Origin of the sequence: Candidatus Endolissoclinum faulkneri L5 (assembly GCF_000510265.1) — a bacterium.
Classification (GTDB): Bacteria; Pseudomonadota; Alphaproteobacteria; order Thalassobaculales; family Thalassobaculaceae; genus Thalassobaculum; species Thalassobaculum faulkneri_A.
In genome coordinates this window covers 429832-446361 of the sequence record NZ_CP006745.1, presented here as the reverse complement: position 1 = coordinate 446361, position 16530 = coordinate 429832, and the positions used below count along the sequence as shown (strand labels likewise).

Annotated in this window: 11 protein-coding genes; 4 read left to right on the top strand and 7 right to left on the bottom strand. The window is 35.5% G+C overall.

The features are described from left to right. Nucleotides 1-8: 8 nt before the first annotated feature. From leuS to holA, 3 genes are read left to right on the top strand one after another with little or no spacing between them, the layout of a single operon-like run. Nucleotides 9-2582 (top strand): leucine--tRNA ligase, encoded by a 2574-nt coding sequence (gene leuS, locus P856_RS01370; protein ID WP_025300386.1) that lies wholly within the window; start codon nt 9-11, stop codon nt 2580-2582. 4 nt (nt 2583-2586) lie between these two features. Next, on the top strand, nt 2587-3132 hold the full coding sequence (locus P856_RS01365; RefSeq protein ID WP_158380570.1) for a hypothetical protein: 546 nt from the start codon (nt 2587-2589) through the stop codon (nt 3130-3132). Beyond that, nucleotides 3129-4172, top strand: a complete 1044-nt coding sequence (holA, locus tag P856_RS01360) for a DNA polymerase III subunit delta (RefSeq protein WP_025300384.1) — start codon at nt 3129-3131, stop codon at nt 4170-4172. The genes P856_RS01365 and holA overlap by 4 nt, the downstream gene beginning before the upstream one ends. Before the next feature lie 1203 nt (nt 4173-5375). Here holA and P856_RS01355 read toward each other — a convergent pair. The 4 genes from P856_RS01355 to P856_RS04465 form a co-directional block, all read right to left on the bottom strand. Continuing rightward, on the bottom strand, nt 5376-6173 hold the full coding sequence (locus tag P856_RS01355) for a DsbA family protein (RefSeq protein ID WP_025300383.1): 798 nt from the start codon (nt 6171-6173) through the stop codon (nt 5376-5378). 101 nt (nt 6174-6274) lie between these two features. Continuing rightward, nucleotides 6275-6478 (bottom strand): hypothetical protein, encoded by a 204-nt coding sequence (locus P856_RS01350; protein ID WP_025300382.1) that lies wholly within the window; start codon nt 6476-6478, stop codon nt 6275-6277. A gap of 237 nt (nt 6479-6715) precedes the next feature. After that, on the bottom strand, nt 6716-6850 hold the full coding sequence (locus tag P856_RS04505; protein WP_264357532.1) for a hypothetical protein: 135 nt from the start codon (nt 6848-6850) through the stop codon (nt 6716-6718). 718 nt (nt 6851-7568) lie between these two features. Continuing rightward, nucleotides 7569-7730, bottom strand: a complete 162-nt coding sequence (locus P856_RS04465; RefSeq protein WP_158380569.1) for a hypothetical protein — start codon at nt 7728-7730, stop codon at nt 7569-7571. A 994-nt stretch (nt 7731-8724) separates the two neighbouring features. Here P856_RS04465 and P856_RS01345 point away from each other — a divergent pair. Then, complete coding sequence (locus P856_RS01345; protein ID WP_025300381.1) at nt 8725-9864, top strand: pyridoxal phosphate-dependent aminotransferase; 1140 nt, start codon at nt 8725-8727, stop codon at nt 9862-9864. Between the two features lie 242 nt (nt 9865-10106). Here P856_RS01345 and P856_RS01340 read toward each other — a convergent pair whose 3' ends face one another. From P856_RS01340 to ftsY, 3 genes are all read right to left on the bottom strand, one after another. Further along, complete coding sequence (locus P856_RS01340) at nt 10107-12713, bottom strand: Rne/Rng family ribonuclease (RefSeq protein ID WP_025300380.1); 2607 nt, start codon at nt 12711-12713, stop codon at nt 10107-10109. Further along, nucleotides 12634-12813 carry a hypothetical protein gene (locus P856_RS04420; RefSeq protein WP_144079717.1) on the bottom strand — a complete coding sequence of 60 codons (180 nt, stop codon included), beginning with the start codon at nt 12811-12813 and terminating at the stop codon, nt 12634-12636. The genes P856_RS01340 and P856_RS04420 overlap by 80 nt, the downstream gene beginning before the upstream one ends. A 2758-nt stretch (nt 12814-15571) precedes the next feature. Next, nucleotides 15572-16519 carry a signal recognition particle-docking protein FtsY gene (ftsY, locus tag P856_RS01330; protein ID WP_025300378.1) on the bottom strand — a complete coding sequence of 316 codons (948 nt, stop codon included), beginning with the start codon at nt 16517-16519 and terminating at the stop codon, nt 15572-15574. Nucleotides 16520-16530: the final 11 nt, after the last annotated feature.

Genomic DNA, 16530 nt, shown 5'->3' with positions numbered 1-16530 from the left:
AAATGTTTATGACTTACTATAACTTTAAGAAAACTGAAGAAAAATGGCAATCAAAGTGGGCTCAGTGCCAGTATTTTGAGGCAAAAATTAATTTTTCTAAACCCAAGTTCTATATATTAGAAATGTTTCCATATCCATCAGGCAACATTCATATGGGTCATGTTCGTAATTACACATTAGGAGATGTACTAGCAAGATATAAGATTGCTCGTGGATTCAATGTATTACATCCAATTGGCTGGGACTCCTTTGGTTTACCTGCTGAGAATGCAGCGATCGAGCGCGGTATTCATCCTCATGATTGGACCAAAAATAACATCATTGCTATGCGCAATAGACTTAAAAGCATAGGACTAAGTTATGATTGGAGTCGTGAGATAGTTACCTGCGATTCTAGCTATTATCGCCACGAGCAAAAAATTTTTCTGGATTTTGTAAAAGCTGGGCTTGCATATCGTAAAGAAAGCTGGGTCAATTGGGATCCTCTAGAAAAAACAGTGCTGGCCAATGAGCAAGTAATCAACGGTACTGGTTGGCGTTCTGGGGCCACAGTTGAAAAACGTAAGCTAAATCAGTGGTTCTTGAAAATTACCGACTACGCAGAAGATCTGCTAGATACGTTAAAGGAGATGGAAGATCTCTGGCCAGATAAAATTCGGCTTATGCAGAAGAATTGGATAGGGCGTTCAGATGGGGCATTGATTAGTTTTCAGCTTACTGGAGCAAGAGGAATCGGAGAAAAGCTAGATGTGTTTACTACTAGGCCAGATACGCTATTTGGCGCTAGTTTCTGTGCGATAGCTGCCGATCATACGCTAGCTTCTAAGTTAGCAGAAAACAATAAAGCTTTGAAAGCCTTCATCGCAAAATGCAATCGCACTAGTACTAGTGAAATAAACATCGATACCTCAACAATAAAAGGATATCGTACAAAAATTAAAGCCAAGCATCCCTTTTTGCCTAACAAGACTCTACCAGTTTATGTCAGTAATTTAGTACTAGCGGATTACGGCACTGGTGCTATTTTTGGCTGTCCATCCAGTAATCAGCGTGATCTTGATTTCGCACGTAAGTACAATTTACCAATAATTCCAGTTGTACTCCCAGCGAAGGAAAATGAAGCTTCTTTTTCAAGCGGGTGTAAAGCTTACACAGGACCTGGTACAATTTACAATTCTGACTTCTTAAATGGTATGAAAGTCGAAAACGCTAAATCCGCTGTTATTGAGCGTCTTGAGAAATGTGGTATAGGAAAACGTAGTATCACATGGCGTTTACGAGATTGGGGGATTTCCAGGCAACGTTATTGGGGATGCCCGATACCCATGATTCACTGCAGCAGCTGTGGAATTGTAGCCGTACCAGAAGATCAACTACCTGTTAAACTTCCTATGGATATCGATTTTAACAGCCCAGGCAATCCGCTTGACTCTCATCCAACCTGGAAATATACGACATGCTCATTATGTGGCAAAAATGCGATTCGCGAAACTGATACGCTTGATACTTTTTTTGAATCTTCTTGGTATTTTGCTCGTTTAGCTGATGCAAACGCAGACGTTCCTTTTGAACACAAAGCCGCCAACTACTGGTTGCCTGTTGATCAGTATATTGGAGGTGTAGAGCACGCAATACTACATTTGCTTTATGCTCGTTTTTTTACCCGCGCTCTACGCGATTGTGGATACCTCTCTATAAAAGAACCATTTTCTCAACTTATTACCCAAGGCATGGTCTGCCATAAAACTTATTGGGGAAACGATCGCTGGCTTTATCCCGAAGAGATTACCCAAACTGCTAGCAACCACTTGGTTACGATCGAAGACAATAAACCAGTAACAGTCGGTCGAATAGAAAAAATGTCAAAATCCAAACGCAATACAGTTGATCCAGAGGGAATAATTGCCCAATATGGTGCTGATACAGTTCGTTTGTTCATCTTGTCTGATAACCCTCCTGAACGAGACTTAGAATGGAATGACAAAGGTATCAATAGCGCCTGGCGCTATATTAATCGCTTATGGCAAGCAATAACAGAATGCAAAATTAATCTGCTATCGGTTAAAACGACAAAACCAACTGTATTATCGCCAGAAGCTAAATCCATCTATAAAGAATGCCACAGGACCATCTTTTCTGTAACCGATAACATCGAAAAATGCCGTTTCAACACTGCAGTAGCCCAGATCCGCAAATTGTCCAATCAGATATTTACATTGTCTGGCCAAGGTGAAGGCGAAGCATGGACCTTACGCTTTGGTTTAGAAACAATAATCAAAATGATGGCGCCTATAATCCCACATATCTGCGAAGAATTATGGATGAAGCTTGGTTATAGCAGCATGCTTACCAAGGTTGCTTGGCCAGAAGCGGATATTAGTTTGATAGAAAGCAAAATGGTAACTATTGTTATCCAAATTAATGGTAAATTGCGTGGGACAATTGAAACGGAAAAAAATACCTCCAAGGAAGAAATTATCGAACAAACTAGCAAACAGCCGAGTGTATTGAAATTGCTTGAGGGCAAAACTACTCGTAAAGTTATTGTAGTACCTAACAAGATAGTCAACTTTGTGGCTTGAGTTTGTGGTGCGAGCGATAGAACACTCTAAATCATTAGCAGCTATGATTCTAGTTTTGTACGGAACTACTTTTGTAGCCTGTGATTTTCAGCCATTATATTCGACAAAAACTATAAGTTATAACCTATATGATCAAATATTTACTCAAATTGATATCAAATCAACTGACAATCGCTTAAGTCAGATGCTTTGCAACGTATTATTTGACCGCATTAATCCGAGTGGCATTGTTATTAAACCTAGATATCGCATAGATATTATTATCAATAAAAATAAACCTAATATAATCTTACTGCGAAAATCAAAAGTAACTTTGGCTAGCTATATTGTTGAAGTAAAATGGAAACTAATAGAAGTTATAACTAATAAAGCTATAATTAATGGACAAAATGAGCGCACATCAAACTTCTTCATTAATTCATCTGAATATGCTAACCTTAACGCCGAGAGAGCTGCGAGCCTGCGCGCAATAACAGAACTAGCAGATGATATTCGATTGCGTATCGCATTATATTTCAATAGTATAGATAATCGAACAAATAACAAATGAAATTAGCAACCTATGAGATAGAAGATTTTATTAATCATCTACCGTATTCCACCAAAGCCGTTCTTATATACGGACAAGATCTTGGTAAAGTGCTGAAATTTGCCAAACGAATTGCTAAAACAGTAGTAACAACACTAAATGATCCATTTAATCTTAGTGAGATGGATGGTAGCGAAGCTGCCAGTGATCCGGCAAGGCTATCGGAGGAAATGCAAGCGCACTCAATGACAGGAGATCGTCGCCTAGTTTGGATTCACAATGCACCTGATAAAATAACTGAAATGGTTATCAATGCGCTTGAAGGTGATACTGGTGACACGTTACTCATTATTGAATCTAACGATTTGAAGACATCAAGTAAATTGCGTAAATTCTTCTCAAGTAAAAGAAAAGATATATTTGCTCTTGCCTGCTATTCAGATGCTGAGAGCGAGCGAGCCAACGAAGTAAAAAAAATGCTTGCGGCAAAATCTGTTAAAATAAATCCAGATGCTGAAAGATTTCTTATAGCGCATTCGGAAGATAACCGAATAGCAAGTAAAACAGAGGTTGAAAACCTTACTCTTTTATTTGAAGAAGGCCAAACTATTGATCTTGATTTAGTTGTTTCTGCTATAGCAAATAACGCAGAAGTGGATATTATTCAGTTAATATCTACTGTAGCAGATGGTAGATTGGATCTAATTATGACTGTGATTGATCAAGCATTTCAGCAAGGTATGACTTCAGTACAGATAGTGCGAATGGGAATAATTTACTTCCAACAGCTTCACTTAGCCCGTGTTCGGATGAACAACCGTCTTACTGCTTCCCAAGCCATTAAGTCCTTGCGCTCTAGTGTATTCTTCCGTGTAGCCGATTCCATGACTCAACAAATAAAGCGCTGGAATATCTACAGTCTTATCTTAGCCTTAAAGAGGTTGAACTTAGCAGAAATTCTCTGCAAAACAACAAACTATCCAGATAAGGTAGAATGTCGTCAAGCCATGATAGATGTCGCAAGTCTAATTCTTATCCCAAGCATCACTCGTAGGATTTAATAGATACAATATAAACCTGATACAATGCATAATTGTGATTACGGCAAATCCTTATTATTAATCTCGAATTGTCTAGTTAACCAAAACTTATTTTAACTCACTATGCTATTTACCGGACTTATTACAATCAACAGATCAATAAAGATTGATGTTATATAAAGAAAATAGTTAAGTATTACCGATTACGAGTCAACGCGCTCTGGTCATCGTTTTATCAACTATCAATAATGTTTAATTGAAGCAATAGGGATAATAGTAATCATGAATAATTATCATTATTCTCCGATAGAGTTTTTTTAATTAAGCAACGAGAATTGATCGAGTATTCTATTATATAAGGACTTATATATTCATCTATAATTAAAATGTAACCTCCATAATAAATAAAGCTTCATTAGCATTTTAACTATTGTTTTGCAATTAATAATTTTTGCCAAAACATGAAATCGATTTCATGCCAATACCAAGCTAAACCACCTTAAACTACTCTTTAGTTTATACAATCAAAACGTTAAAGTATTGCTTATTTGGTGTATAATTTCTGAATTATATTGTTATAATTATTTTTTTAGTTTTAAACACTGTAGTTTTATATTATCTGAATTAATCTTATATTATCTGAATTAATCAACTGACAAACCACATGATTAAAAATATTAAGCGATTAATTGTGCTCTATCGCTGATTTAAATTAACATATTGATAAAAATAAATTCTTTGCCTTATATAATTAGTCTTGTTTTCAATCACCTGATGTTTTAACTTAAGTTAATCGATATAAAAAGACTACTATAAACATCTCAAATTAATCCTTACCATGATCAATTAACGATCGATCAATGCCCTTGCTTTATTCTCAGAGTATCACCAGCTCTAAGTGATAGATAGAGGCTGATCACACTCCACTTAATAATCTCCTTAATAGATGATCAAAACTCTGATAAGACACTATCCATCTATATATGCAAAATTATAAAGTTTTATCGCTGTTGTACGTCGCATAATCGCAATATATAAAGCCGTAAATGCGCTAGTTAATCTTATACTAACTTGCAAGGTGTAATAAGAGATTAACTATCGCATTGATAAATTAAATCATTTTTAAAGCTAAGACAAAACCTAAGCTATCAAAGTAAACTCTTATATATTTTAGAAGTTGTGGATAGAATGAAAAGATCAAATATAAAGAATTTGCTCCTTCGTTCACTTCGAACAGTCGAGAAATTGATCTTGCAAATGGTTTAAAGTATTGCTGCGACGTACCTCAGTCACAGCTTGAACAAGCTGTTTCTTCGAAATGAGACCATGAATTAAATAATCACCTATTACCAGGGATGGAATACCTTGAATTGATAAGAGCCTAGCGAGTTCAAATGATTTACGAATTTGGTTACGTAGCATGATACTTTCCATATCATTCTTCAGCTTATCGATATCAAGACCTATCTCCTTAGCCAACTGAAAAATCACTTCTTGAGTAATTCGACCAGGCGTATCAAATAATTTATTTTGAAATTTCATATACTTATTTTGCAAATGAGAAGCCAACGAAGCTAAGGCAGCAGTTTCAGATACTTTACTCAAAATCGGTAGTTCCTTAAAAACAATTCTTATGTTAGTATCTTCCTTCGCTAGTTCTTTCAGAAGCTTAGTCATTAATTTACAATATTTGCATTGGTAGTCAAAAAATTCTACTACAGTGACATCTGCATTTAAATTACCTAATACTGGATCTGCTGAATCACACTCCAATGCATAATGATTATTTGTCAAAACCTGTTTAAGGTCGTATTTGTCAGTCTGTTGGCTTCTTTGCATAAGAAAAAAATTTTTCATCAGATCATTCGGTTCCTCTACAATCTCATTGTCTTTCATGTAGTTATGAATTAACAATTTAACCTCGGATTTATTTTCCAAAGAACAAGGAACATCTTTAGCGGTTGCTAATTTAAAACAAAAAACTAATGAAAATAAGAAAAAGGAGAAGAAAGAGCGAATCATTCAGATCTCCAAAACAAGAATCAATTGATTATATTTAGCTATAAAGTAACGATTGCAACTAGTCTAAGCTATGGACATTAAGGTAGCTTTCTGCTTTTATACTAGCCATGCTTTTTTGCAAGCGATTCAATCGCTATCGTTCTCAGCATCATAGGTTTAGCAGGTTTTAGCTTTTTTGTACACGATTTGCTTGAATAGCTGCCATCTTCCCAATTATCGTTACTCACGACTTTCTCTGCTATAGAAACTACAGCTTCAGCGATATTAGCAAGTTTTCCTTGAGCAATCGCCAATTGATGCCACAAAAAAGGAAAATCACCTTCAGAAGGCTTGACATTTTTTGCAAGTGAAGCATAATCTCCTGCTAGCAGCGTAATCTTTTATTACCAAAAAATTTGCTGCGATAAAAACTTCAATCAACCCTACATTGGAGCTAGCTCTTGCTCCATAAGCATAGGCGCCAGCGTAGCTTTGGTTATTGCCTGCTTTTCAAAAAAATCTTACTTTCTGATTCATACAGAGAAGGATCTTGAGGATAATTCCTAAATTATCTCTAGCGTTAGTGCAAGCGAATGCTTATAATCCAGCATCTTAAGATAAAAGATTGCACGAGCTAACTTAGCACGCAAACCACTATCAGTTTCCGGATATTGTGCAATGTCTGAGAAGGTAAGCAAAATAAATCCATGAAGCTTCGCAAGTAATCGATTGAAATCGATAATCTGCTTTGCTATCGCTTTCAGATTCGAATATGAAGATATAATAACATGTGCTTTGATTGATTTGAGGCGATCCCTGATAAATGAGTGTGTAGATAAATAAGTCGAGTTAAATAAGGCGTTTTCTTAGATATCATGTGTTTAAAAAAAACAATTGTAATCCCCCAGCTGATTGATAAATAGCATCAAGAAACCGCATTCCCGCTTGATCAGCTATCGATTCCTATTCTTGTATATATTTCATAAAACTGCTAAGCGAAACCGACTATCTGCTCATAGCAATTGCTGCACCTATATCACCACGACTACTCACAAACTCTATAGCAATTCCAACAATTGCCATAAGCATAGAGGCTTTAGCAACAGAATCGATAGCATTTTATTTTTGAGCTCAATGATCGCTGGCAATGTAGTCAATTTCATCAGCAATAACGCTAATTACCTTATAATTGCGATTGCATAGCTATTATAAGGTAGCTATTTAAAAATAACTTATTCTCTTCACTAGCCTTACGCTACGCCTAATCTTAATAAGCAAGCAAAGACAGTTTAACTTAGTTAACAGCTTTTAGAAAAGCTCAAGCTAATATCAATGTTAAACAACTAGCAATTACTATAAGATTTATATCTTAATGTGCTGATCGTATAGTACTATGAATTTAGATTAAGTAATAAATTAAGTGCCAAACTCAAAAAGTGTCTCGGCAAACAAAATACTATACCAAGCACTCATGCAAATGAGTACAGTAAACAAAAATGAATAAGCTACTGGCATTTCCAGCCTAGTTGGAGAATGCCAGTAGCTAGTATGAGCAATACCTAAAATGTACAAAGACATTATTTGTAATTAAGAATAAACATTTGTAATTAAGAATAAACTGTTTTTACTAGAAATCTTAGGAAGAAAAATCATCAAGTTAGTCAAATTTTTACATAATCTAACATAAAAAACCGTATCTAACTTAGTATATGTGTTACCACAATCGCGCCAAGAAATTCTTATAGCTCTGTATATAAGAAGGCTTTTCTAAAAATCTAATTATTTTAGAGAAAAAATATCGCTTTATTGCGTTAATTACGACCTTGTTACTAAGGTAACGACAGCAAAGCATAAAAAACTAAAATTATATCGATTGATGGATATACATTCCTGTCACTCCATAGCTATAGACCCATTACTGACCATACACTTTATTTATCCTCTCTATAAAAGCATTGGTATGTAACCAGCTTGCTAAGCTTTGCTTCTACAATTTTCAATCCAATTTCCATCAAAAATTTTTAAACTAGTAGGAATAGCTGGGATTAAATTTAGAAATATTTAAAAATAGGTATTGTATTTAATACAAAAAATAAAATTACACTACTAAATTATGTAATATCTTTAAGCACCAAATTAAACAAATCTGCTTAAAAAAAAGATTAGCCATTTGCTATAAAATTAACAATAATAACTAAGATATTTGTACTCACTATCTTTGTTTGTCAGTAGCAATTTAAGTAATAGAATATTCACCCCATAACTTTCCTTAACAAAAAAATCCATATTTCTAAAACTATAGCTTAAAACAAACATAACATGTAGAATGATGAGATTTAAATTCATAATATTTTACTTATGAGTACACTTTATGATATTTTTATGATTTAAAAAAAAGACAACCATACTTAATTTATGGATTATAAAATCGCTAATATTATGTTATAATCATAAATATCATTTCAATAAATAAGTCATTGATGTATTAATACTCTCGTTTACAGTAGGGTTTATTTGATTTAACCAATGCATATAGTCAGTTTTTCTTAATGTTTTAATTTGAAAGTTAGTTATGTTTTATCCAGCCAGTCGTGGAGAAATCGATCCATTCATTGTTATGCAAGTGATGTCAGATGCAGTCAAACGCGAAGCGGCCGGTGATAATGTTCTGCACTTAGAAATCGGACAGCCATCTACTCCAGCGCCTAAGGGTGTGCTAGAAGCTGCACGCTTCGCGCTATATAACGATAAGATTGGCTACACTGTACCGCTTGGTATGACAAAAATGCGTGAAAAAATTTCTAGCCATTATCGCAAATGGTACGACATAGATGTATCTATCGAGCGCATTGTAGTAACCACTGGAGCGTCTAGCGGGTTTACCATTGCTATTTTATCAGCTTTAGAACATGGATCTCGAGTAGCCATTGCCTCACCAGGTTACCCAGCATATCGCAACATATTAAAATCATTGGGAGCGCAGGTTGTATACCTAGCGACTGATGAAAAAGATCGATTTCAGCCTACATTACCAAGGCTAGAAAAAGCTGGAAAGTTAGATGGTTTGATTATAGCCAGTCCATCAAATCCGACTGGCACTATGCTTAGCGAAAATAGCATGAAAGAAATAACTCGTTGGTGTCAGTTAAATGGAGTGCGGCTAATCTCTGATGAGGTTTATCACGGAATTGATTTTGGACAACGCCCTGTTTCTGCTTTGGAAAGCAATCCAGATGCCATAGTAATCAATAGCTTTTCAAAATACTTTTCAATGACCGGTTGGCGTATTGGCTGGATCATAGCACCGCCGGAGTTAATGAGTTCAGTAGAACGGCTTGCTGCTAGCTTCTTTATCTCAGCTCCTACAATATCACAATTTGGAGCAATAGCTGCCTTTGATTGCATAGAAGAAGCTCAAAAAAATGTAGCACGCTATGCTCTTAATCGAGATATTTTACTAAATGAGTTGCCATCAACTTGGCTAGATGATCTAGTGCCAGCTGATGGAGCATTCTATATTTATGCTAATGTCGCTAAATACACCAGCGACAGCAGAAAATTTTGCCAACGCATTTTAACTGAAATCGGAATAGCCTGTACGCCTGGGATAGATTTTGATCCTTCTCGCGGGCATGCAACGATACGTTTATCTTTCGCTGGCGCTAGTGAAGATATATTGGAAGCATGTAAAAGACTAAAGGCTTGGTTGTAGAGATATGGCTATTATTTATAAAATCAAAATTACGCTGGATAGCGTAAAAAACTAATCGGTTTAAATTCAAATTTTAATGCTTAATAGTTAATTTATTGATAACTCTACACATTAGTCAATAATCTAAGCCGGAAATATGTCATTCAGATAGATCTATCAAGGCCAAGCAGCGAAAACATTAGTTTTTTGTTCTATCTTACAGGGGCCTGCAAAAATTACTTTAATCAGCTAGATTACTTCTCTTATCGACGCCACCATCCTTTACGAGGATTATCAACTGCATTATTCAGATTTTTAATCTGAATAATTCCTGTTGAATTTATTGCCTCCGATACCATCGGACTCTCCCTAGTAGAATTTACTACGTTGGTTGTTTTGTCATCGAGCTCTTTGCAAGAATCACTAACAGTTTTTTCATGCCTTTCTTCAAACTTATGAGCTTCAAGCATTAGGTTATCTTCACGACTCTTACGTCGACGGTGACGTGAACGCTTAGAAGTAAGATTATTAAATAGCTTATTTTCTTTACTTGTTTTCTTATTAAAAACTAATGCATGCTTAATCATCCCATTGGACCCCAACTTCTCCCCCTGCAAGTGAGCATTGTGCATATCATGTTCGTCGGTTATCAGTTCATCAGAGCTCACTTCGCAATCATAAACATAGTTATTTTCGGCAGGTTTGCTTGAGACCATGAGAACTTGCTGTATCCTTTCATTAGAGATCTTTGTGTCAAAAAAAGAAACATCGCAGGTTTTTATTTTTTCATTCCTCAAGTTTGCTTCAGATACAATATCACGGCGTTGTTTTCGCGATCGACGACGAACACTTCTACCTCGACGACGACGTCGGCGACAATCATAATCATTGTCATAGTCTAATTCATCGCATCTCTCAGCACTAGTTTCATTTTTAACAAGAGTATCTTTGTTCTCTGTATGATTATTATTTGTATCATCTCGAAATTCAGAAGCGCAACTACCGCTTGAATGACAGCAAGAATGATTATTGTTGTTAAGTTCATGATATTCATCGCTAGGATTAAAATCCTCAATTTCACTCTTATCTGGTAGAACTAGATAATTATCATTCTTAGCGACTTCAGCAGAATTGGCAGAGATCGCGATCTGGAAAGCAGCTCTTTCCTCAGCAGTTTTAGAACGTAAGCGCTCAAGTCGATAATCTGGTGGTACCAAAGTATCATCTTGTTCTAAAAACACGCGATTACCGTAGCGTAATTCGATATCAGCAAGACGAGTACGCTTCTGATTAAGAATATATAATGCAACCTGTGCTGGCACATGTATAACAATCTCTGCGGCGAGATTACGTAGTCCTTCTTCTTCAATAATCCGCAAAATATGCAGAGCGGTACTATCAATAGAACGAATGTACCCCAAACCTTTACAGCTCAGGCAAACCTGAGTGCTGGCTTCTACTAAGGATGGACGAAGACGCTGACGAGAGAGCCCCATAAGGCCAAAATGACTTATGCGCCCTATTTGAATACGTGCACGATCAGATTTCATAGCTTCCTTCATACGACGCTCAACTGCACGTTGATTGCGAGAATCCTCAACATCTATGAAATCAATTACAACGAGTCCAGCAAGGTCTCGTAAGCGTAATTGTCTGGCTACTTCTTCTGCAGCTTCCAAGTTGGTCTTAAGCGCAGTCTCTTCGATACTTCGTTCTGAGGTAGAGCGACCGGAATTTACATCAATCGCGACTAATGCCTCAGTTTGGTTCATCACAATATAGCCACCTGACTTTAAATCTACCACCGGGTTATGAATCGCATCAAGCTGGCTTTCTAATTGGAAACGATGGAGCAATGGTACATGAACATCATTATAACGTTTGACTCTCTTAGCATGACTAGGAATCATAGTTTTCATAAAATCCTTAGCAATCCTATAACCGTCATCGCCATCAACTAAGACCTCATCCAAATCTCGCGTGTATAGATCTCTAATGGAACGTTTAATGAGATTGGCTTCCTCATAGATAAGACAAGGTGCTGTGCTATCTAGCGTAGTTTTACGAATTTCATCCCACAATCGTAGCAAGTATTCGTAATCACGTTTTATTTCAGCCTTAGTACGCTGTGCACCGGCGGTGCGGACGATAACTGCCATACCTTCCGGTACTTTCAAAGTATCAACAATCCGCTTTAATCGTTTACGATCTGCTAGATGAGTGATTTTTCGGCTGACACCCCCACCACGATCTGTATTCGGCATCAGCACGCAGTATCGCCCTGCTAAAGATAGATATGTAGTGAGAGCTGCACCCTTATTACCACGCGACTCTTTAATAACTTGCACTAGCATAATTTGACGCCTAACAATTACTTCGTGAATTTTGTATCGTCGACCAGGCAAATGTCGACGGTTACGCAAATCCTCCGTGGTTTCACTGCTGACAATTTCATTTTGAGCGTTCAACTCAGAAACATTGGCAGTTACTTCGATATTTTTTCCAGCATTACTTAAATCCTTGGAATCAACACCACCGGCTTCCTCCTCAACTCTACTTTCATCCTTTTCGTTCATCGTATTGTCAGTTTGCTCTTCACGAAGCAAAACTTCACGATCCTCGATCGGAATTCTGTAATAATCTGGATGAACCTCTGTAAAGGCCATAAATCCATGGCGATTGCCGCCATATTCTACAAATGCCGCTTGCAACGATGGCTCTACTCTTGTTACTCGTGCAAGGTAAATATTTCCTTTAAGGTGCTTTTTGGAAGCTGTTTCAAGGTCAAAATCATCGATCTTGTTCCCGTCGACTACCACAACCCGGGTCTCTTCCGGATGAGCAGCATCGATTAGCATACGCTTGGTCATACGCTGGTAACTCCGTATCGCGTCGCAACAACTGCAAAAAAATGACTATAGATCCAAGCTGTCGATTACGTAACAAAACTTCAGCTCGGGCAGGAAACATAACACACTAGAATACGTCTCTATCGTAATTCATAATACACTGTGTAAAATCTCTAAGATAAAGGCGCGGCGTATAATCTGGCACGATACGTGCTGGGCGTCTTGTTCAAAAAAGTTAATCTGATTAACACGAATGAGTTAGAGATTCTAATCACCGAAATTCTTCCAGTCTAGAAATCTCACGTTGATCCACTAGGGAGTAACAAGAAATTAAAATCACTTCCTGATAAAAATCAACAAAAGTATCACTAATATCCCAAATAATTTATACAATGCGCAATGTTTTCCTGGATTACAAAACAAATTTTAGCTTATTAATAACTCAATATATTTATCCTATTTGCCTATTGATAATATACAAAACTATAAACTTAGCGTTCGTAAAAATGGATCAGAATAACAGCGACTTATTTGTTTTACAAATACCTTATGCGTAAGCTAGTAAATATTTAATTTTTACGCCGAAGCTAAAAAAGACAACTATCATAATAAATTTGTTGGTTTTAAACGATGCGATACACTAATTTTTTTAATACTGCTAAATCGTGAATTAACTATAGTCTCATAGACGAGAACAGTCTTATAACTAGGTTGTTTTCTATTGAAAACTACTTTTTTCGCTTCTATCACATCCATAACTCGTAATACCCCCATTACTTTTATAACGAGCATCTAGATAACCACCTAGATAAAGTTTTTATAGATATAAATCTTTAAGATAAATTGCATGATACCCCAACATATACCTCAGTAGCCAGATAGTCTTGAATATTCCAAAAATGTTTTTATTGCACGTAATATCCTGAAAGGAAATTGCACAACAATATCAATGCTACTAGCATTGATATAAAATTAAAACCCACTTTTACCTTGTCTTGATTTAAAAATCGCAATATAGTATTTTCCTTAAAATTTAATTAAAATTACGAAAATACCACTTTCAAAAAAATCGAGACACATCTAACAATCTGTTAGCATAACGCCAGTATATAAATTAACCAACGTTCTTTTATACATGCCCAAAGCTAAAAACCAACTAAAATAATAATGCTAGACCATGTTCATGGCAGCAGTGATTCTTTGATGGTATCAGAACAACATTTTATATAAAAAACATCTTGCTAGTTACAACTACAACGAATATTAGGATGATACTGAAGCGTAAAAAGGTAACTTTATAAGTTTAAGTATATAGCTGACTTCTCAAGAATAAAACGCTGATCTTTTTTATTGTATTCCATAGCGGATTCTACCAAATAATTAAATCTGATAGTGCCTGTCAAATTATATAACCAAGTAACAATTCTAAAACAACAGCAATCGGGGCAAATAAAATTTGCCCTATCGAACAAAAGCGGGACAAAAACAAATTAAAAGTCAACTATACTTCATCTCGCTTGATTATATTATCAAACAATAAAGAGCCCTGCGCAACTAACTGGTGCATAATTAAGGAAATGAGAAGAAAAACTAAATTTATTAATTCGACCGCATCGTTTTGCTAGTTTCAAGGTGCTGAAAGCACTTAGATATACCTTTTTGTTCTAATAGAATTAGGTTGCTTATCAAATCAATTAAGATAATCAACTTTAACACTTAATTTGAACATTCTTAGCGTTAAGACTATAATAAAAATTATTCTGTAATTATGGCTTCTATTAATTCTAATAGCATAATCAAAAAAAGCTAATTATGAAGTGGTTATACTGGCATTTCAAATATATTTATTTCTTGAAATGTTTTGTAATTATAGACCATGAATTACAAAATCTTTACGTAATACCAAAATTAATAGCTCAATCTTATAGATTACCTAAAATTTGAAATATAATATAGGCAACTAATACTCCATAACATCTAAATAAAAATAAGTAATTGTAAATTAAATTAATAAAAATAAGAGAATAATCTCCTAAAACAAACTAATTAAAATATTTTATTGAATAACAGTAGCGATCAAATTTTACTTAAAGCAGAATTTTTTAGATTTGCTAATTAATCTCTAGAATGCAGCCCCAGGAAAATACTTTATCATTAACAATCTTATCTAAATAACCTGTTGTTATATTAAAAAATATTGAATTAAATATTTTAGAATAAAAAATTATAAAAGAAAAAATAAAAACCACACTGTATGCATGATATAGATATAAAAAACCTTAAAAATACAATCCGTAAACAAATATATTGAGTCTTATAACCTGAATGTGAAAAATTTGCTATTGATTATGCCCATTGCTGTTGTGATATCCCTGGGTATTGTTTGTTGTAGGTATACTTTCTCAGATGAGCCTAATGAGAGACTATCTCAAAATCCTCTTTCTAATCAACAATTTTCTTGAGCGTGTTACTTAACAACTATAATTGAAACCGTACCATTCAGAAGAATTTTTCTGTCAACAAAATTCTATAATGTCCGCTTAAATAGCAAATAAATTAATATAGAAGATTATTAGTTTAATAAACTTTGCACTACTGAATAAATTATCGTGCTAATTATAACGATCATGCAAAAGATAAAAATCATTTTTGATGACAATTTTAAATTTAATTTATTTCACAAGCCCATAATAAATGTTAAAGGATAATAGCCAATATCGTCCTTTAACATTTATTCAAACTAATGCCTTAATTATCCAATAATTAATACTAATATATAACCTATAACGATAGAAATTACTTATTCCTAATATCTATTTAAGATTGATTGCATGTAAGTAACTATTTAGCAATTTATTATTTTATAAGGTATACTATTTTTACTCTGAAATGCCCATCAAGGAATGCGCAAACACTCGAGCATCGAATGAGTGTAAATCATCTTCCCCCTCGCCAACACCAACAGCATGCATCGGCAGACCAACGCTTTGTGCTAAAGATACAACCACACCACCTCGAGAAGAACCATCAAGTTTTGTTATTATAAGACCAGTTACATTGACCATTTCTCTAAATACTTGCGTCTGAACATGAGCGTTTTGACCAACCGTTCCGTCTAATACTAACACTGTGGCATGTGGCGCAGTATCGTCTTGTTTTTTAATAACTCTAACTAATTTAGCCAATTCTTCCATAAGTTGAGTTTTATTTTGCAACCTACCGGCGGTATCAATCATAAGCACATCGCTAGCAGTAGCTTTAGCTTTTAGCAAAGCGTCAAAAGCTAAAGCAGCCGCATCAGATCCGTACGGTTTGTCAATCACAGGTACTTGTGCACGCTCCCCCCAAATCTTAAGCTGCTCGACAGCAGCTGCCCGAAAAGTATCACATGCTGCCAACATCACCGACATGCCTTCACTAGTCCATTGACATGCTAGCTTACCGAGGGTAGTAGTCTTGCCTGAACCATTTACTCCAACAGCTAAAACAACAAATGGCTTATGTCCAAATGGCCTTAAAGGCTGAGCAACTGGATCTAGAATCTCAACAATATCTTCAGCTAAGGCGATACGAATCTCTGCGCTAGTTAAATCATTTTTAAATTTCTTGCAAGCTAAATTGCCAGTCAGCTTTACAGCTGTCTCAACACCAAGATCGGCTGTTATTAACAGTTCTTCAAGCTCTTTCAGAGTAACCTTGTCAAGCCTATGTTTAGTAAACAGCTCACCAATACCATCTATAAGTAGCCTGGAAGATTTAGATAATCCACTACGCAGCCGAGTAAGCCAGCCTTTGGAAGATGAGTTGGAGCTTTTGTGTTGGATCATAAAAAATCTCA